Raw genomic sequence first — 18,532 nt, 5'->3', positions numbered from 1 at the left:
CCGATCTTATGGCCACCAATCCTACCAAGCCCGAACCGCCCCTTCGCGCGGCGATCATTCCTGTCACCGCCTTCCAGCAGAATTGCTCGCTGATCTGGTGCACCAAAACGATGCGCGGCGCGCTGGTCGATCCGGGCGGCGATCTCGACAAGTTGAAGGCGGGCGTCGTCAGGGCGGGTGTCACGCTGGAAAAGCTGCTCGTCACCCATGGGCATATGGACCATTGCGGTCTGGCCGGCGTGCTGGCCGAGGAGCTGGGCCTGCCGCTGGAAGGGCCGCATGAGGGCGACCGCTTCTGGATCGAGGGTCTCGACGATCCCAACACCCGCATGGGGCTGGAAGGCAAGAGCTTCGAGCCGACCCGCTGGCTGCAGGATGGCGACACCGTCACCGTGGGCGAGCTGACCCTGGATGTGATTCACTGCCCCGGCCATACGCCCGGCCATGTGGTGTTCTTTCACGAACCGTCACGGCTGGCGATCGTGGGGGATGTGATCTTTCAGGGCTCGATCGGGCGGACCGATTTTCCCAAGGGCAACCATCAGCAGTTGCTCGATTCGATCACCGAAAAATTGTGGCCGCTGGGCAAGGATGTGAATTTTATCCCCGGCCATGGCCCGATGAGCAGCTTCGGCCATGAGATGCTGACCAACCCCTTCGTGGGCAGCCGCTACGGTTAACAGGCAAGGGGGGCGGCGCGAACCGCCCCCTGAAGTCCCGTCAGGCCGGGTGCATCATCTGATGCATCGCCACGAACAGCGCAAAACCGCCCAGCCCGAGCTGGATCAGGATGGCCGAGACCGCGCCGAAGACGCGCCCGGCCTTGAAGCGCCCGTCCATGCCCCAGGCATGCGTCACGCGGCCCAGCATGAAGACGGCGCCCACCACCGGCAGCCACCAGCTTCCCTTGCCGCTCAGCTCGATGCCGGCGACCAGAATCAGCAGCAGCGGCGTGTTCTCGGAAAAATTGGCGTGAGCGCGCATGCGGCGGAAAATCGAATCATGTCCGCCATCGCCCACATCCACTTTCAGCTTGCCGCGCAACTGGCCGATGCGCAGGCTCAGCCAGAAGTTGATCAGCGCCGCTGCCGCTGCCAAAGCCAGCGTGGTGGGCAGGATCATCGGGATTGTCAGGCTTACGGGCATGTTTGTCGCTTCCCCCTCGGGCGGTTGATGACAGATATCTTTCAGGTCGTTGCGCCGATTAGACCAGAGATGCTTGCAACACACGCTAAATTCGCTATAGGCGCGCCTTCGCTCCGCCGGTGCTGAGATGCATTGAGGCGGCTTTTACTGTCGGTAACGAATTTTCAGGAACAGGTGCCTCCATGGCTGTCCCCAAAAGAAAAACCTCCCCTTCTCGCCGGGGCATGCGTCGCAGCCATGACGCGCTGTCGGTCGAGGCGTTCCACGAGTGCTCGAACTGCGGCGAGCTGAAGCGCCCGCACAACCTGTGCAACGCTTGCGGCCATTACAATGGTCGCGAGATCGTCGCGGTTGGCCTGTAAGCGCAATCGCGCGCTGACAGCAGGAGGTATGCACCCATGACTTTGCCGCGTATCGCCGTTGACGCGATGGGCGGTGATGAGGGTGTGCGCACGATGGTCGCTGGCGTGGCTTTGGCTCGCCAGCGCCACGATCGTGCGCGTTTCCTTTTGGTGGGTGACGAGGCCCAGATCAGCAGCGCTCTCGATCATCATCCCGATCTGCGTTCCGCCGTCGAGATCCTGCATGCGCAGGACGTGATCAGCGGAGAGGAAAAGCCCAGTCAGGCTCTGCGCCGTGCGCGCACCACCTCGATGGGGCTGGCCATTCACGCCGTGCGTGACGGCCTTGCCGGCGCCGCCCTTTCGGCGGGCAACACCGGCGCGCTGATGGCGATTTCCAAGCTGGCCCTGCGCACCATGCCCGGCATCGACCGGCCCGCGCTGGCTGCTTTGCTGCCCACGCTGGACAGCAGCGATCTGGTCATGCTCGACCTTGGCGCCAACACCGAATGCGATGCCCGCAATCTGGTGCAGTTCGCCCTGATGGGCGCGGCCTATTCGCGCATCGTGACCGGTCGGGCCGAGCCGCGCGTCCGCATCCTGAACATCGGGACCGAGGACAACAAGGGCACCGAGGAACTGCGCGATGCCGCAGCCCAGCTCAAGGCCGCCGCCGCCGATCTGTCCATCGCCTTCGACGGCTTTACCGAGGCGGACAAGCTCTGCCGCGGCGAGGTCGATGTGGTGGTGACCGATGGCTTCTCGGGCAACATCGCCCTGAAGGCTGTCGAGGGCACCGCGCGCTTCGTGGGCGATCTGCTGCGTCGTTCCTTTGCCTCCTCGCTGCGCTCCAAGATCGGCTTCCTGATCTCGCGCCCCGCGACCGAGCTGCTCAAGCATCATCTTGACCCCAACAATCACAATGGCGCCGTCTTCCTGGGCTTGAACGGCATCGTGGTGAAAAGTCACGGCAGTGCGAATGCGCTGGGCGTGGCCAATGCCGTGGGCGTGACCCAGCGGCTGTTGGAGGAAAAGCTGACCGAGCATATTTCCGCCGACCTTGATCGGCTTGGGGCCGACAAGATTCGCAACACCCCAAAGTCCGTGGCAGGTGCTTCTCAGTGACCCTTCGATCCGTGCTCACCGGCACCGGCAGCTCGCTGCCGGTGCGTATCGTCACCAATGCCGAACTGGCGGAGAAGGTTGACACCAGCGACGAGTGGATCGTCGAGCGCACGGGCATCCGCACCCGCCATATCGCGGACGAGGGCGAAACCACTGCCACGCTGGCCACCGATGCCGCGCGCAATGCGCTGGAGGCCGTCGGCCTGACCGGGGCCGACATCGATCTGATCGTGCTGGCCACCGCCACGCCGGACCAGACCTTTCCGGCCACCGCCACCATCGTCCAGGAAGCCATTGGCGCGCGTGGAGGCATCGCCTTCGACGTGGCGGCGGTCTGCTCGGGCTTTGTTTATGCGGTGGGCGTGGCTGATTCGATGCTGCGCACCGGCATGGCCAAGCGCGCGCTGGTGATCGGTTCGGAAACCTTCAGCCGCATCCTCGACTGGGAAGATCGCGCGACCTGCGTGCTCTTCGGCGACGGCGCCGGTGCCATCGTGCTCGAAGCGCGCGAGAGCGACGCTGCCGATGCTCCGGGCATTCTGGCCACCCGCCTGCATGCCGATGGCGCGCATAACCAGCTCCTCTATGTCGATGGCGGCGCCAGCACCACCGGCGAGATTGGCAAGCTGCGCATGAAAGGCCGCGAGGTCTTCCGTCATGCCGTCAACAACCTTGCCAGCGTGCTGGGCGAGGTGCTGGGCGATGCCGGCTTCACCGCCGATGACATCGACTGGCTGGTGCCGCATCAGGCCAATGCCCGCATTCTTGACGCCACCGCCCGCAAGCTGAACATGCCGGCGGAGAAGGTGGTGGTCACTGTCGATCGCCATGCCAACACGTCCGCCGCGTCTGTTCCCCTGGCGCTGGACGTGGCGATGCGCGACGGGCGGATCAAGCCGGGCGACCTGGTGATGATCGAGGCCATGGGCGGCGGCTTTACCTGGGGCGCCAGCCTGATTCGCATCTGATCTTCCTGCATTTCCTCCCTTCAGCATGGGTGCTCGACGGCAATTTCCGGTTTTGAGCGCCATTCTGGAACAAATCGGCGCGTGGGAACCTCCTGTTAAGCAGGATGGCATTGTAATCCCGTGTGGATTTGATATCCATTTGAGTCGGGAGGGTCGCCATTCTTAGGGCTATGGGGGGGAGCAGATGCGCTCCATGAACACACTGACACGTGCAGATCTGGCCGAAGCCATCAATCGCAAGCTGGGTTATTCCCGTGCTGAGTCGCTTGGCATGGTGGAAGCCATTCTCGATCACATGAGCGACGCTCTGGCCGAAGGCGAGAACGTCAAGATCTCTGGCTTCGGGACGTTCCTCTTGAGGGACAAGACCGAACGGATCGGGCGCAACCCGAAAACCGGTGTCGAGGTGCCGATCACCCCGCGCCGGGTGCTGACGTTCCGCGCCAGCCAGATGCTGAAAGATCGCGTCTCCGGTGAATAAGGGCCGGTGATAAGCGATGACCGATGTTCGGCTCGGCAGAGCCTGACGGCATGACCACGAGGGACACCTTGGGGGACAGCGCCGCTCAGGATCATCAGCCGACGAAGATAGCCGGAGTGCCGGGGGGCGCTCCGGCTATCGCTCGATCCGCGCGCCGGGGCGCTGCGGGTCAGCCTCAAGATCTTCAAACGCTGTTCGACGATGGCAAGGCGCCCGATGCGCTGCGCACCATCGGCGAGGTCACCCGCGCCCTGTCGATCGCGGCCCATGTGCTGCGCTACTGGGAAGACCAGTTCCCCATGCTCCGCCCGGTCAAGCGCAGCGGCGGGCGGCGCTATTATCGGCCCGAGGATGTGGCGCTGCTGGTCGATATCAACCGGCTGGTGCATGCTCAGGGCTACACTTTACGCGGTGCGCGGCAGTATCTGGAAGAGCGCTCCGTGCAGGTCCGGCGTGAGCCGAGTGTTCCGGCGCCGGTGGCGATGCCGGTTATCGCTCCCCCGCTTCAGGGGCAATTGGCGCTGGCCATGCCTCAGGATGATCTGCTCGATGCGCTGATCGGTTTGCGGGGGGATCTGGCCCGGTTGCTCGGGGAAGAGTGAGCAGGGAAGAAAGGGACAATGCGAGGGTGTTACACCCTCGCGCTCCCATTAATGTCTGCGTTGCGCATCGGGTTCGGCCAAAGAGCATGGTCGCGGCGCCGCAGGCAATAATCCCTTAGACAGCGCTATCGTTCTCATGGCTTGATTGCCTGCGGCGCTTTGGCCGGCGCAGGTGGAGAGCTCAAGCGCACCATTTCGGCACCATTGCCCGCGCGTCGGAAGACGTCATGGGAGCGCGAGGGGGTAACCCCCTCGCATCTTCTCTTCCCTTAAAACCCCTTACAACGCTTCACCCGCAGCAAGATCTCGCGGTCGCATCAGATGCGTAAACCGCGCACAACCGTCCTCGACTTGCGCCCAGCGCTCCACATCCAGTTCCAGCACGGCAAAGCTGGCGGTGGGGAATTTCATCTCGACCTCGTCGCGCAGCGAGCTTGTGCCATTGTCCGGCACGAGGTCGAAGATCAGATCCTCCAGCCCCGGATTGTGGCCGACCATCAGCACCGTGTTGAGGCTCTCGTCCAGCTCGCGCAGCACGTCGATCAGCGTGACCGAGCTGGCGAGATAGAGCCGCCGGTCCCAGTTGATCGCCAGAGCCGCGCCTTGCGGCATGCCCGCGCCCTCGGCGGCCAGTTCAATGGTCTGCGCCGCGCGGACGGCGGGAGAGGACATCACCCGGTCCCAATTGAAACCCTGTTCCTGGCACCAGCCGCTGATATGCTGGCCCATGCGGGGCGCCCAGCGCAGCCCGCGCGCATTCAGGGGGCGGTCGAAATCGCGGGCGCGCGGATCGTCCCAGTCGGATTTGGCGTGGCGGAAGATGCCCAGAGTTTTCATGCGTGCTTTTCAGTCATCCGTTGAGGCGGGTGCGGCCTCGGCCCAAGCAGAAACACCCGCCGCCACCCGTTGTAAAGCCTCATCGAGCGATAGGCGATGAACGGGCGTGCCGGGCGGAAAGGCGCTGAGCAGGCGGCTCGGGAAGGCCGAGGACAGCACCACGAAATGCCCCTTGTCGCCTTGGGTGCGGATCAGGCGCCCGAAGGCCTGAGCGAGGCGGGCGCGGATGATGCGGTCGTCATGGGCCTGTCCGCCGGCGGGGTGAGCGGCCCGGCGGGCGCGGTGCAGGATGGTGGGCTTGGGCCATGGCACCTGCTCCATCACCACGAGGCGCAGCGAATGGCCGGGCACGTCGACCCCGTCGCGCAGGGCATCGGTGCCCAGCAGGCTGGCCTTGGGATCGTCACGGAAGATGTCGACCAGCGTGCCGGTGTCGATGGGATCGACATGCTGGGCGTAGAGTGGCAGGCCGCCGCGCGCCAGCCGGTCGGCGATGCGGCCATGGACGGCGCGCAGGCGGCGGATCGCGGTGAACAGGCCCAACACGCCGCCGCCGCTGGCCTCGATCAGGCGGCCATAGGCGGCGGCGAGGGCCGGAATATCGCCGCGCGGCACATCGTTGACGATCAGCACCTCGGCCTGATTGGCATAGTCGAAGGGGCTGTCGAAGGCGGCGGTCTTGGTCGGGCTGTCGAGATGCGCCGCGCCGGAGCGGGCCAGAGCGGTGTCCCAATCGTCGCCCGCGTCGGAGCGGTCGCGCAATGTGGCGCTGGTCAGCATCACGCCGTGGGCGCCGTTCAGCACGGTGGAGGCGAAGGGGCGCGTGGGGTCGAGCCAGTGGCGGTGCAGCCCCATATCGAACTCGCGCCCGTCGGAGCGTTCCAGCGCCAGCCAGTCGACGAAATCGGGGCCATCCATGGCTTGCCCGCCGACGCGGGCCAGCAGGGCCTCCCACGCGCCGATCAGATCGACGCGCCAGCCCAAGGATTGGCGCGCGCCCTCGATCCGGGCGCGGCCTTGGCCATCGAGCCAGTCGGGCGGATCGGCGAGGATGGCTTCCAGCCGCAGGCCCAGCTTGACCAGTGGGCGGCGCAATTCGCCCAAAGCCTGCCCGGCGTTTTGCGCGGCCTCGATAAAGGGGCCGTCGAGCCTTGCGGCCTCGGTTTCCAGACCATAGCCGCCTTCCTGCCCGCCGCTTTCGTCGCGGGCATAGACGGTGGCGCGCACGGCGGCGAAGAGTTCCTCAAGCGGGCCGGAGGGCTCGCCTTCCACCACGCGGGCCAGCCAGCCATCGCCGTTGAGCGCTTCTGCGGCGGCGCGGGCTTGCGTGATCGCCAGGGCGCCTGCCTCGTCATAGGAGGCGACATCGGCAAGCCGCGCGGACAGGCCCCTGCGGCGGCCTTTCGAGCCCTTTTCCGGGCCGATGACCCAGCGGCGCAGTTCGATGGCCTCGCTGCCGGTGAGTTCGGCGGCGAAGGTGCTGTCGGCGGCCTCGAAGATATGGTGGCCTTCGTCGAAGACGATGCGGGTGGGGCGCTGGGCGACATCGCGGCCGCGCGCGGCGTTGACCATCACCAGCGCGTGGTTGGCGATGACCAGTTCGGCCTCGGCGCTGGCGCGGGCGGCGCGCTCGATGAAGCATTTGCGGTAGTGGGGGCAGCCGGCATAGACGCATTCGCCGCGCCGGTCGGTCAGCGCCGCCACGCCGCGGTTGCGGAACAATGTGGGCAGCCAGCCGGGCAGGTCGCCGCCGATCATGTCGCCATCGGCAGAGTATGCGGCCCAGCGGGCGACCAGTTGCGCCATGATTCCCGCGCGGGCCTGAAAGCCGCCTTGCAGCGCGTCCTCAAGGTTGAGCAGGCAGAGGTAGTTCTCGCGTCCCTTGCGCACCACCACGCGGGCCGGGCCGGGGTTGGGGCCCCAGATACGGGCGGCCTCGCGCCGCAACTGCCGTTGCAGCGCCTTGGTGTAGGTGCTGACCCAGACCGTGCCGCCCGAGGCCTGTGCCCACAGCGAGGCCGGGGTGAGATAACCCAGCGTCTTGCCGGTGCCGGTGCCCGCCTCGGCCAGCAGCATATGCGGCGCGTCACGCGAAGGGCGGGGGGCGAAGATATGGCCCACGGACTGAGCGTAATCGCGCTGGGCGATGCGCGGTTCGGCGCCGGTTTCGCTCAGCGCACCGGTGATTTCGGCGAGGCGCAGGGCGATGGCCTCTGGTGGCAAGTTGATCTGCGCGGGCTGGGGGCGGGGGGCGGCCTCCTCCCATTCGGGCAGGCGGGAGAAGAGCCAGCGCTCGGCCCGGCCCGGATTGGCGATGCGCGCCGACAGCAGCGTGGCCCATGGCCAGCGCAGGCGGATCATGGCTTGCAGGCCGGTCCAGGCGCCTTCGCGCTCGGCCCAGTCGGGGCTTTCGCAGCGTTCGAGCAGGATCGCCGCCGCCTGTTGCAGCAGGGCGGGGACGGCCTCGTCGCTCTCGGGTTCGGTCAGGCCCAGCGCATGGGCAAGGCCCTTGGCCGTGGGCACCATAAAGCGCGCCGGGTGAACGAAAGCGAACAGCTCCAGCAGGTCCAGCCCCGACAGATCGGGATAGCCCAGCCGCGTCGCCACCAGCGGCGCGTTGAGCATCAGCAGTGGCGTGTCGGCGGCCGTGACAATGGCCTCGCCCTTGCCGACCAGTCTTGTCGCTTCACGCTCACGCAACCAGCAGCCGGAGTGGCTGGCATGCAGGGCGGGAAGGGCGCGTGTTTCCATAGTGTTCCAGCGCATAGGCGCGGGGATATGGGCGCTGCAAGGGGTTTGCGTGGTCGGTGCGGTGGGAAAACCTGCGTTTCAGCCGAAAAGGATGCGTTCCAGCAAGGAGATCGGGCGCGGCATCGAGCGGATGGGGCCATGCAGGCGCAGGCGGTCGCACGGGTTCATGGGGAGGCGGAAGGACACGGGGGTTTTGGCAGCGGCGGGAACGGACTCGGGGGTCATGGCGCTCTCCGAAAAAGGCGGTGAGGGCAGGATGAAGCGCGGCGCTTGTCGAGAAGTTAATGAAACCTTCCGCAAGGGCCGCAAGCCACGGGCACAAGCGCTGCAAATGCGCCAATCACCCCAGTTGGGGCTTGCGAAATCCGCGCGCGCGGGCAAAAGCGCCAGCTATGACTGACACCGATCTCCAGACCGCCGCCCAGACGTCCAAGGCATGGCCTTTCGAAGAGGCCCGCAAGCTGCTCAAGCGCTATCCGCAGGGCAAGGCGAAAGACGGTCAGGATATGCCGGTGCTGTTCGAGACCGGCTATGGCCCCAGCGGTCTGCCGCATATCGGCACCTTTCAGGAGGTGCTGCGCACGACTCTGGTGCGCCGCGCCTATGAGGTGCTGACCGGCAAGCCCACCCGTCTGGTGGCCTTCTCCGACGATATGGACGGGCTGCGCAAGGTGCCCGACAATGTGCCCAACAAGGAGATGCTGGCCGAGCATCTGGGCAAGCCCCTCTCGCGCATTCCCGATCCCTTCGGCACGCATGAGAGCTTTGCGCATCACAACAATGCGATGCTGCGCGCTTTCCTCGACCAGTTCGGCTTCGATTACGAGTTCGTCTCGGCCAGCGATCGCTACAATTCGGGCGAATTCGATGAAGCGCTGCGCGGCGTGCTGCGCAATTACGACAAGATCATGGGCATCATGCTGCCCACCCTGCGCGAGGAGCGTCGCAAGACCTATTCGCCGATCCTGCCCGTGTCGCCCACCAGCGGTATCGTGCTTCAGGTGCCCATCGAGGTGGTCGATGCCGAGGCCGGCCTGATCCGTTTCGAGGATGAGGGCGAGAGCGTCGAACTCTGCATCTTCAAGGGCAATGCCAAGTTGCAGTGGAAGGTCGACTGGGCCATGCGCTGGGTGGCGCTGGGCGTCGATTACGAGATGTGCGGCAAGGATCTGACCGACAGCGTGACGCAGAGCGGCAAGATCGCCAGCGTGCTGGGTGGCCGCAAGCCGGAAGGGCTGATCTACGAACTGTTCCTCGACGAGAATGGCGAGAAGATCTCCAAGTCCAAGGGCAACGGCCTCACCATCGAGCAGTGGCTGACCTATGGCAGCGAGGAATCGCTGGGCTTCTACCTGTTCCGCGAGCCCAAGAGCGCCAAGAGCCTGCACCCCGGCATCATCGGCCGCGCGGTGGATGAGTACTGGCAGTTCCGCGAGAAGATCCCCACCCAGCCCATCGAACAGCAGATGGGCAACCCCGTGTGGCACCTGCTGCGCACCAACGGCGCCAGCGCTGGCGGCGAGGGCGACAAGCTGCCCGTAACCTACGGTCTGCTGCTCAATCTGGTGGGCGTGCTGGGCGCCAATGCCACGCGCGATCAGGTCTGGTCCTACCTCGCCAATTATGTCGAGGATGCCACGCCCGAGGCGCATCCCGCGCTCGATACGCTGGTGACCTGCGCGCTGGCCTACAATCGCGATTTTATCGCCCCGACGCTCAACCGCCGCGCGCCCGAGAATGGCGAAGTCGCCGCGCTGACCGCGCTGGACGAGGAACTGGCCGCCACCAGCGACGATGCCACGGCGGAAGAGCTGCAGAACATCGTCTACGAAATCGGCAAGGACCCGCATTACGGCTTCGAGAGCCTGCGCGACTGGTTCAAGGCGCTGTATGAGACGCTGCTGGGCTCGTCGACCGGGCCACGTATGGGGTCGTTTATCGCGCTCTACGGCATCGAGAACACGCGCAAGCTGATCGCCCAAGCGCTGGAGGGTGCCAAGGCCTGATCTGAACCGGGGAGGCGGCCCATGAAGCTCAACAACACGCCCGAGGCGCTTGCCGAAAAGCTGCTGGGCCGCCCTTTCGATCAGCTCGATGAGGACGAGCAGCATGTGCTGCGCCATGTCCTCTCGCGCGATATCAGCCTTGAGGATGACGAAACCCAGGCCGCCAAGGCCGGCTTCGGCGACCGGCTGGCCGACCGCGTGGCCAAGGTTGGCGGCAGTTGGGGCTTCATCATCTGGTTTATGGTCACGCTGCTGGGCTGGATGCTGCTCAACAGCCCGCTGGTCTCAGGCTGGATGCGGCAGTGGGACCCATACCCCTACATCTTCCTCAACCTGATGCTCTCCATGCTGGCGGCGGTGCAGGCCCCCGTCATCATGATGAGCCAGAACCGCCAAAGCGCGCGTGACCGCATCTACAACCGCCACGATTATGAGATCAATCTGCGCACCACGATCGAGATCGTGCGTCTGCATCGCAAGATCGATCGGCTGACGGGGAAGGTTGAGCGTCTGATGCATCCGGGGGAGCATAAGAAGGGTGTTAAGGAGTAAAGGGGAAATGCGAGGGTGTTACACCCTCGCGCTCCCGGGTTTTGTCAGCGTGGGCGCCATGGGTTCGGCGAAAGAGTAAGGTCGCTGCGCCGCAGGCAATAATCCGAAAGCCGTGCTATTGTTCATGGATCCACTGCCTGCGGCGCTCTAGGTTGGGCAGGTGGAGAGCCCAGGCACACCATTTCGGCACCACTGCCCTTTCGTCGGAAGACGTTATGGGAGCGCGAGGGGGTAACCCCCTCGCATCTTCTCCTTCCTACCTTCCTCAACCCGCGTTACCTTCCCAAAAACAGGAGGGCATCCATGGCGGTGGCAGGCATAGGTGGCGTGTTTTTCCGGGCCAAGGATCCGGCGGCGCTTCAGGCGTGGTATCGCCGGCATCTGGGCATCGGCGGCGAAGACCCTTTCCATTGGACTCAGACAGCGGGCCCGGCGCTGTTCATGCCCTTCAAGCAGGACACGGATTACTTCCCCGCGGGCAAGCAGTGGATGATCAACTTCCGCGTTACCGCTTTGGCCGAGATGATCGCCACCCTGCGCAGTGAGGGGATCGAGGTGACCACCCATGCCGACTGGGACACACCCCAGACCGGCAAATTCGCCCATATCACCGACCCGGAGGGCAATATGGTCGAACTCTGGGAGCCGCCCCAGCACTAAACCCCTTCAGCCCGGCAGCCCGGCCCAGTTGCGGGTGCGATACCACTTGGTGATCACATATTTGCACCCACGCACCACCGGCAAAGCGGCGTGCAGCGTGTAGTGATTGGGCGTGCCGTCGATGTTGGCATTGTTCCAGGCCAGCAGCATGCCCTGGCGCGGCGTGGCGGTGACCCCGGCGCGCTCGAACACTGTCTCGCCGCCTTCCTCCACATCGTTGAGGTAGATCATCGCCGTCCAGCTGCGCTGACCGCCCCGGCTGCGCTCGCCGGGCCAATAGGCGGCCTTGGTCGAGAAGAAATCGTAATGCGCCTTGAACTGCTGGCCGGGCATATAGCGCTGCCCCTGCATCGTCTCGCCATAGGCGGAGGGCATGCCGAGCAGATCGTCGATCCGCCGCTCGATCATCATCACAAAGGGATCGAAGCGGTCGACATTGCCCGAATAGCTGCTGCGGATCGAGGCATCGTGATCGGCGTGATAGGTGGAGGAGGGCTCGGCGATGCGGTCGATCAGCTCGATGATCTGGGCGCATTCGTCGGGCATCAGGAATTCGGTGACGGTGACGATTTCGGCCTGCACCACCGGCGCGTGCCACACGGCAGGGTCCAGCGCGAGGCGCGCCCGCACCGCGCCGCCCAGTTTCTCCAGCGCGGATTTGTCGACCACCGGCCCCATATCGGGAAAGACGTTGCCAGTGCTGTGATTGGCTTGGGGGGCAACGGGTGCTGTGCTCATGGGGCTTCCGGCTTCGCTGATGGTTGCGGTTGTCCCGTTTTGAGTGTCGCAATTTGGCGCGGGGGTCAACGCCCTCTGCCGCCGGACCGGGGTTTGATCGGGGCGGACTCAAGGCGGGCCGTGATCAGAACGGCAGAACCCCGCCTGCGCGCATGGCGGCGCTCAGACGGGGTTCATTGTTGCTGTCGGGCTTCGGTTTAGAGGAAGAAGCCGTAAAGCACATCGACGACCTGGCCGGTGTAGGTGTCCACCAGCACGGCGTCATTGTAGTAGCGCACCCACTCATAGGGCTCATAGGCCGGGGGCAGGCGATAGGCGTAAGGATCGGCCAGCACATAGGTCGAGCCGAAGAACATCCGGTCCAGCGTGAAGCCGATGCCGAGGCGGCGATAGGCATAGCCGCTGTAGGGCGGGCGATAGCGGCCCATGCGGAACACATCGCGGTGCATGTCGCGCCAGGCCGACCAGTTGTAGCGGTTGTCATTGCGCCAGCCGTTGTTCCAGCCGCCGCCGGGGCGACCCGGGCCGTTGAAGCCGGGGCCACCGGGGCGACCGGGCTGGTTGAAGCCCGGACCACCGGGCCGGCCATTGTAGCCGGGCGCGCCGGGGCGGCCGTTGTAGCTGGGGCCGTCGGGACGACCGGGCCTGTTGAAGTCGGGACCACCGGGGCGACCACCGTCGAAACCGGGACGGCCCTGCTGGTTGAAGCCCCCACGGTTGTCAGGCCCGCGATTGTCGGGGCCACGGTTCTCCGGGCCACGCTGGAAATTGCCGCCGCCATTGCCGTTGAAGCCGGGGCGTTGGCCGCTCCACTGGCCTCCACCGGGATTGCCGCCGGGGCCGCGCTGGAAATTGCCACCGCCGGGATTGCCGGGCTGCGGGGCCGGGCGCTGAGCGCCGGGCGCGCCACCCTGTCCGCCGCCGTTGAAGCCGCCGCGCGGGCCACCACCACCGGGGCCACCGGGATTGCCACCGCCATGCGGCGCGCCGCCACCGGGGGCGCCATGCTGCGCCGGGGGAGGTGCGCGACCGCTGTCGGGGTTGTCGTCGCGCTTCTGGGCCATGGCCGGAGTCGCGATCAGCGCGATGCTCGCCATCGCCGCGATTGTTGCAAGATGCGCCGAGCGCCGGTTGTTGCCCATGGTAACCTCATGCTCCCCAGGCGATCCGTGATGGATGCTGCCTTGATGGTTACTTTGTATCAGAAACTGGCTGACATGGCGCTGAACCGTTCACATAGCCTTTCGTTCAGCTTTCTGCTTCTCGTGTAAAAACAGCATAGTAAAAACAAAGCCCCCGTTGCGCGTGGCAACGGGGGCTTCGCTGTACCGAAAAGCTGAAAAGATCAGCGAGTCAGCTTCTTATAGGCCAGCGCGGTCGGGCGGTCAGCCGCATCGCCCAGACGGCGGCGCTTGTCTTCCTCATAAGCCTCGAAGTTGCCCTCGAACCATTCGACATGGCTGTTGCCCTCGAACGCCAGAATGTGGGTGGCGAGTCGGTCAAGGAAGAAGCGGTCGTGGCTGATGACCACGGCGCAGCCCGCGAAGTTCTCGATGGCCTCTTCCAGAGCGCGCAGGGTTTCCACGTCCAGATCGTTGGTCGGTTCGTCGAGCAGCAGCACGTTGCCGCCCTGCTTGAGCATCTTGGCCATGTGCACGCGGTTGCGCTCACCGCCCGACAGCTTGCCGACGTTCTTCTGCTGATCCTGGCCCTTGAAGTTGAAGGCGCCGACATAGGCACGCGTGCTCATGTCCTGCTTGTTGACCTTCATATAGTCCAGACCGTCGGAGATTTCCTCCCAGACGTTCTTGCTGGGGTCCAGATGATCGCGGCTCTGGTCGACATAGCCCAGACGCACGGTCTGGCCGATCTCGATGGTGCCCTCATCAGGCTGTTCCTGACCCGTCAGCAGCTTGAACAGCGTGGACTTGCCCGCGCCGTTCGGCCCGATCACGCCGACAATGCCGCCGGGGGGCAGCAGGAAGGAGAGGTTCTCGAACAGCAGCTTGTCGCCATAGGCCTTGGTGATGTTCTTGGCCTCGATCACCTTGCCGCCCAGGCGCTCGGGCACCTGAATGACGATCTGGGCCTTGTTGACGATGCGGGTTTCCTGCGATTCCACCAGCTGATCGAAGGCCTTGATACGGGCTTTCGACTTGGTCTGGCGGCCCTTGGTGCCGGCGCGGATCCACTCCAGCTCGTCCTTGATCGCCTTGGAGCGGCCTTCGTCCTCGCGGCTTTCCTGCTCAAGGCGCTTGGCCTTCTTGTCGAGATAGGTCGAGTAGTTGCCCTCGTAGGGGAAGTACTTTCCGCGATCCAGCTCGAGAATCCATTCCACCACATTGTCGAGGAAGTAACGGTCGTGGGTGATCATCAGCACCGCGCCGTGGTATTCCTTCAGGTGGTTTTCCAGCCAGTTGACGGATTCCGCGTCAAGGTGGTTGGTCGGTTCGTCGAGCAGCAGGATGTCCGGCTTCTGGATCAGCAGGCGGGTCAGCGCGATGCGGCGCTTTTCACCGCCCGACAGATTTTCCACCGACCAGTCGGACGGCGGGCAGCGCAGCGCTTCCATCGCGATCTCGAGCTGGTTGTCCAGCGTCCAGCCGTCCACGGCGTCGATCTTGCCCTGCAGATCGCCCATCTCTTCCATCAGCGCGTCGAAATCGACGTCCTCCGGCGGATCGGCCATGATGTTGCTGATCTCGTTGAAGCGGTCGACCAGATCGGCGGTGGCGCGGGCGCCATCCTTCACATTCTCCAGCACCGACTTGCTGGGGTCGAGCTGGGGCTCCTGCGCCAGATAGCCGACGGTGATGTTCTCGCCGGGCCAGGCCTCGCCGGTGAAATCCTTGTCGATGCCGCCCATGATCTTGATCAGGGTCGACTTACCCGCGCCGTTCGGGCCCACGATGCCGATCTTGGCGCCCTGATAGAACTGCAGGTTGATGTTGCTCAGCACCGGCTTGGCGGCGCCGGGGAAGGTTTTGGTCATGTCCTTCATGACGAAGGCGTATTGGGCGGCCACAGGCGGTCTCCAAAGTCGAATGATGCGCGGAATGATGCGTTTTGAACCGGATTTGCCGCGCTCACTACAGGCTGGCCCGGCCCTTGCCAAGCGGGGCGTGGCGCATCGGCGCTGAAAGTGATCCACGGCGGGATAAAGCGGGGGAGGCATTCGGCCATTGGCAGATTTCAGCGGCCACGCTAATCCTTGCGTCCATGCGAAACATTCTTTCCTCACTGGCGCTTGCTGCCAGCCTCGCCGCCGCTTCGGCCCCCGTCACAGCGTTGGCTCAGGAGGGGCCGGCGCAGAGCGGGAAGGACACCGTTGCCTATACCATCGTCGCCGACCTCACCAGCGAGGTCGGCCAGCGCCTCGGCGGCACGCCGCGTGAGGCCTATGCCCGCGACTGGGCGGTCAAGCGCCTGACCGCGCTGGGCCTGACCAACCCGCATATCGAGCCCTACACCATGCCCGGCTGGGAGCGCGGCGCTGAAAGCGCGACGCTGCTGGGCGCCGCCGAACAGAAGCTGGCCATCGCCGCTCTGGGTAATTCGGGCGCGACGCCCGCCAGTGGCATCAAGGCCCCGATGGTCTATTTCGCCAGCTATGAGGCGCTGAAGGCGGCCCCCGACGCCGCCGTGAAGGGCAAGATCGTCTTTATCGACAATGCCATGCGCGCGGCGCAGGATGGCGCGGGCTATGGACCCTATGGCGCGGCGCGGCGCTCTGGCCCCTCGCTGGCGGCGAGCAAGGGTGCGGCGGCGGTGCTGATCCGCTCGATCGGCACCGATCACAACCGCGATCCGCACACAGGTTTCACCGGCTGGGACAAGGGCGTGACCCCGATTGCCGCCGCCGCCGTTTCGGCCCCCGACGCCGATCTGATCGCTCTGCGCGCGAAGAAGGGCATGGCCGAGCAGGTCGCCCTGACGCTGACCCCGCGCTTCACCGGCAATGTGCAGTCGGGCAATGTGGTCGCCGAGCTGCCGGGTCGCGATCCCTCGCTGCCGCCCATTCTGGTGGGCTGCCACCTCGACAGTTGGGATCTGGCCACTGGCGCCATCGATGACGGTGCTGGCTGCGCCATCGTCACGGCTGCCGCGCTTCAGGCGGCGAAGGGTGGCCAGTTGCTGCGCACCATTCGCGTGCTCTGGGCCGGTGCCGAGGAGCGCGGTGGCTTCGGCGGCGAGGCCTATGCCAAGGCTCACGCGAAAGAGCCCCACGCTCTGGCCATGGAATCGGATTCCGGCGCGGGCCGCGTCTGGCGCGTGAACATCGCCATGGGCGCCGCCGACAAGGCGCTGGGCGATGCCATTGCGGCGCGTCTCTCCGACATGGGCCTCGTGCGCGGCGAGAACAAGGCTGAGGGCGGCGAGGATGTCGGCTTTATCGCCGCTGCCCAGAAGACGGCGGTGATCGATATGGGGCAGGATATGACCCACTATTTCGATCTGCACCACACGCCCGACGATACGCTGGACAAGATCGATCCTGCCGATTTGCAGCAGAATGTCGATACATGGGCGGCGGTGCTGAAGATCGCCGGGAATGCGGCGACGATTGCTCCGCAGGGGTAATCAAGGAAAGGGAAAGTGCGAGGGGGTTACCCCCTCGCGCTCCCATGACTTGTCGGCGTAGGCGCTATGGGTTCGGCCAAAGAGCAAGGTCGCCGCGCCGCAGGCAGGATATTGGAATGCCTGCGGCGCTTCAGGCTGCGCAGGTGGATAGCTCTGGCACCACGATCGGGTGCCACTGCCTTATCGTCGGAAGACGTCATGGGGGTGCAGGGGGCGTAACGCCCCCTGCTTTCATCCTTCTACCTGCACAACCTCTTCGTCGGGCGTATTCCAGTAAGCCCACAACCGCAGCGCCGCGCGGGGCAGCAGCACATAGCCGATAAAGTACCACGGCAGCATGATCGCCCCCCAATAGAAGGTGTCCGCGCGCGAGAAGAGGCCGATCATCAGCGCATAGCCGAGCACCAGCAGGATGCAGAACCGCCCTTCGCGTCCGCGTAGCGACAGCCAGCCCAGCAGGGGCAGGGTGGCGGTCAGCAGCGCGACCCCCAGTGGCAGAGGTTGAAGCGTGCTGGTGAAGATCACCGCCTTGAGGAAGCCTGAAAGGCCTTGCAGCCCGTGCCAGCCCTTGGAGGCAATATCGCCCGGTAAAGCCTGGGCGTTCACCTGGCTGGCGTGCCATGCCATGAAGGCGCCCCAGACCGCCAGCACGCCGACCCAGCCCGCCACGGCGCGCCATTGCTTCTCGACGACCGCGAAGGCCAGGGCCAGCAGCGCAAAGGGCAGCACCAGCTCGCGGATGAAGAGGCCCAGCGCGATGGGGATCATCGGCAGCCACCACTGGCGGGGCCAGCCGATCCACAGCGCCAGCGCCACGCAAATGCATTGCCCCGCCGGATATTCCTGAAGGGCGAGGATGTTGGGCTGCATCACCTGCCCGCCGCCCGCGCCCAGCGCGCCCAGCAGGGCGATGCGCTCGACGATATGCAGCTTGCCCTCGGTGGCCAGCACCCACAGGAAGGTGCCGATGAACAGCATCCCCATGCAGAAATACTGCACCGCCTTCCAGCCGAAGGTGGCGGCGAAGACGACCTCGGTCGGCTGGCGCATCGTCATGAAGGGCTTGAGCGGATAGTGATGGGCGCGGTGCAGGGTGGCCGCCGCCGGATAGTAATTCTCGCCCTTGGCCACTTGCGCGGCCATGTCGTGATAGAGCTTCACATCGGTGTAGCCGCCCTTTTTCGCCACCTTGATCGGCGGCGGCGAGGCGGTGAGGCACCAGGCCGCCAGCGCGGCGACCAGCACGGCCAGCACCACCGCCAGCACGCGCGCCTTGCGGCGTGGCAGGCGGCCGTTCAGGCTGGGGAGTTTGAGCATGCTTGCCGGAAAACCGGCGGGCAGAGACAGCATTCCAGATCCTTCTCAACTCCCGCGCGGGGCCGCCGTGCCGGGAACATCCCTCTGTTTGCGCTTTGCCGCCTCCAGCGCAAGAGCGATGGCGGGCGGAAAGGGCGATGCGCATCGGGGAAGTGACGGCGCTTGGCAAGAGCGCAAGGGGCCGCGACTCGGGGGATGAGCGGGAAAAAGCGCAAGAAACGGCCTGTGTGCCATCCCGCGCCGGTCTGTGACATGTAGCGGATATAGTATCACATTGGCCTGATTTTAAAGCGATAAATCGGCCAATTCATGCCATCATTGCTGCGGTTTTGATGGATTGCTGCGTCAGATGGCGCCAGCGCTTGCGAAAATTGCCCTTGGGGCACGCGTTCCGTTCACAAAGCGCAAGCCGAGGCGAAATTCAAGT

At 65.2% G+C, this 18,532-nt stretch carries 19 protein-coding genes; 11 read left to right on the top strand and 8 right to left on the bottom strand.

The genetic code is table 11. The annotated features are described in order from the left end of the window. Positions 1–8: 8 nt before the first annotated feature. Positions 9–680 (top strand): MBL fold metallo-hydrolase, encoded by a 672-nt coding sequence (locus ABDW49_RS12930; protein ID WP_343612401.1) that lies wholly within the window; start codon positions 9–11, stop codon positions 678–680. Positions 681–720: 40 nt separating this feature from the next. On the opposite strand, the gene ABDW49_RS12925 is transcribed toward ABDW49_RS12930, so the two are convergent. Then, positions 721–1,146, bottom strand: coding sequence for an MAPEG family protein (locus tag ABDW49_RS12925; RefSeq protein ID WP_241126859.1), 426 nt, complete (start codon positions 1,144–1,146; stop codon positions 721–723). 182 nt (positions 1,147–1,328) lie between these two features. Between ABDW49_RS12925 and rpmF the strand changes: the two genes are divergently transcribed. The 5 genes from rpmF (at position 1,329) to ABDW49_RS12900 (ending at position 4,663) form a co-directional block, all read left to right on the top strand. Further along, complete coding sequence (gene rpmF, locus ABDW49_RS12920) at positions 1,329–1,508, top strand: 50S ribosomal protein L32 (RefSeq protein WP_068080150.1); 180 nt, start codon at positions 1,329–1,331, stop codon at positions 1,506–1,508. A 36-nt stretch (positions 1,509–1,544) separates the two neighbouring features. Beyond that, positions 1,545–2,612, top strand: coding sequence for a phosphate acyltransferase PlsX (plsX, locus tag ABDW49_RS12915; RefSeq protein ID WP_343612398.1), 1,068 nt, complete (start codon positions 1,545–1,547; stop codon positions 2,610–2,612). After that, on the top strand, positions 2,609–3,580 hold the full coding sequence (locus tag ABDW49_RS12910; protein ID WP_343612397.1) for a beta-ketoacyl-ACP synthase III: 972 nt from the start codon (positions 2,609–2,611) through the stop codon (positions 3,578–3,580). The genes plsX and ABDW49_RS12910 overlap by 4 nt, the downstream gene beginning before the upstream one ends. Positions 3,581–3,764: 184 nt before the next feature. Further along, positions 3,765–4,061, top strand: coding sequence for an integration host factor subunit alpha (locus tag ABDW49_RS12905; protein ID WP_068080145.1), 297 nt, complete (start codon positions 3,765–3,767; stop codon positions 4,059–4,061). Between the two features lie 191 nt (positions 4,062–4,252). Next, positions 4,253–4,663: a MerR family transcriptional regulator gene (locus ABDW49_RS12900; RefSeq protein WP_343614278.1), complete on the top strand. Its 411-nt coding sequence runs from the start codon at positions 4,253–4,255 to the stop codon at positions 4,661–4,663. Between the two features lie 279 nt (positions 4,664–4,942). Here ABDW49_RS12900 and ABDW49_RS12895 read toward each other — a convergent pair whose 3' ends face one another. The 3 genes from ABDW49_RS12895 to ABDW49_RS12885 all read right to left on the bottom strand — a co-directional run bounded on the left by ABDW49_RS12895 (position 4,943) and on the right by ABDW49_RS12885 (position 8,476). Further along, positions 4,943–5,500 (bottom strand): histidine phosphatase family protein, encoded by a 558-nt coding sequence (locus ABDW49_RS12895; protein WP_343612394.1) that lies wholly within the window; start codon positions 5,498–5,500, stop codon positions 4,943–4,945. Between the two features lie 9 nt (positions 5,501–5,509). Further along, positions 5,510–8,251: an ATP-dependent DNA helicase gene (locus ABDW49_RS12890; protein WP_343612393.1), complete on the bottom strand. Its 2,742-nt coding sequence runs from the start codon at positions 8,249–8,251 to the stop codon at positions 5,510–5,512. A 78-nt stretch (positions 8,252–8,329) separates the two neighbouring features. Further along, positions 8,330–8,476: a hypothetical protein gene (locus ABDW49_RS12885; protein ID WP_343612392.1), complete on the bottom strand. Its 147-nt coding sequence runs from the start codon at positions 8,474–8,476 to the stop codon at positions 8,330–8,332. Between ABDW49_RS12885 and ABDW49_RS12880 the strand changes: the two genes are divergently transcribed. The 4 genes from ABDW49_RS12880 (at position 8,475) to ABDW49_RS12865 (ending at position 11,469) form a co-directional block, all read left to right on the top strand. Continuing rightward, positions 8,475–8,651, top strand: coding sequence for a hypothetical protein (locus tag ABDW49_RS12880; protein WP_343612390.1), 177 nt, complete (start codon positions 8,475–8,477; stop codon positions 8,649–8,651). The genes ABDW49_RS12885 and ABDW49_RS12880 overlap by 2 nt on opposite strands. Continuing rightward, complete coding sequence (locus tag ABDW49_RS12875; protein WP_343612389.1) at positions 8,644–10,257, top strand: lysine--tRNA ligase; 1,614 nt, start codon at positions 8,644–8,646, stop codon at positions 10,255–10,257. Before ABDW49_RS12880 ends, ABDW49_RS12875 begins: the two co-directional genes overlap by 8 nt. A gap of 21 nt (positions 10,258–10,278) precedes the next feature. Further along, entirely contained in the window at positions 10,279–10,809 is a 531-nt protein-coding gene (locus ABDW49_RS12870) for a DUF1003 domain-containing protein (RefSeq protein WP_343612388.1), read from the top strand. Positions 10,810–11,112: 303 nt separating this feature from the next. Next, positions 11,113–11,469, top strand: a complete 357-nt coding sequence (locus ABDW49_RS12865) for a VOC family protein (RefSeq protein WP_343612387.1) — start codon at positions 11,113–11,115, stop codon at positions 11,467–11,469. A 6-nt stretch (positions 11,470–11,475) separates the two neighbouring features. Here ABDW49_RS12865 and ABDW49_RS12860 read toward each other — a convergent pair whose 3' ends face one another. The 3 genes from ABDW49_RS12860 to ettA all read right to left on the bottom strand — a co-directional run bounded on the left by ABDW49_RS12860 (position 11,476) and on the right by ettA (position 15,232). Further along, positions 11,476–12,207 carry a 2OG-Fe(II) oxygenase gene (locus tag ABDW49_RS12860; RefSeq protein ID WP_343612386.1) on the bottom strand — a complete coding sequence of 244 codons (732 nt, stop codon included), beginning with the start codon at positions 12,205–12,207 and terminating at the stop codon, positions 11,476–11,478. A 197-nt stretch (positions 12,208–12,404) separates the two neighbouring features. Then, positions 12,405–13,349, bottom strand: a complete 945-nt coding sequence (locus ABDW49_RS12855; protein ID WP_343612385.1) for an RcnB family protein — start codon at positions 13,347–13,349, stop codon at positions 12,405–12,407. A gap of 203 nt (positions 13,350–13,552) precedes the next feature. After that, on the bottom strand, positions 13,553–15,232 hold the full coding sequence (ettA, locus tag ABDW49_RS12850) for an energy-dependent translational throttle protein EttA (RefSeq protein WP_343612384.1): 1,680 nt from the start codon (positions 15,230–15,232) through the stop codon (positions 13,553–13,555). A gap of 194 nt (positions 15,233–15,426) precedes the next feature. Between ettA and ABDW49_RS12845 the strand changes: the two genes are divergently transcribed. Continuing rightward, on the top strand, positions 15,427–16,788 hold the full coding sequence (locus ABDW49_RS12845; protein WP_343612383.1) for a M20/M25/M40 family metallo-hydrolase: 1,362 nt from the start codon (positions 15,427–15,429) through the stop codon (positions 16,786–16,788). 231 nt (positions 16,789–17,019) lie between these two features. Here ABDW49_RS12845 and ABDW49_RS12840 read toward each other — a convergent pair whose 3' ends face one another. After that, positions 17,020–18,138: a hypothetical protein gene (locus tag ABDW49_RS12840; protein ID WP_343612381.1), complete on the bottom strand. Its 1,119-nt coding sequence runs from the start codon at positions 18,136–18,138 to the stop codon at positions 17,020–17,022. Positions 18,139–18,532 lie beyond the last annotated feature (394 nt).

The organism is Novosphingobium sp., from assembly GCF_039595395.1.
GTDB lineage: Bacteria > Pseudomonadota > Alphaproteobacteria > Sphingomonadales > Sphingomonadaceae > Novosphingobium.
Note: the sequence above shows the minus strand (reverse complement) of the source record. Positions and strands in the feature narration are given on the sequence as shown.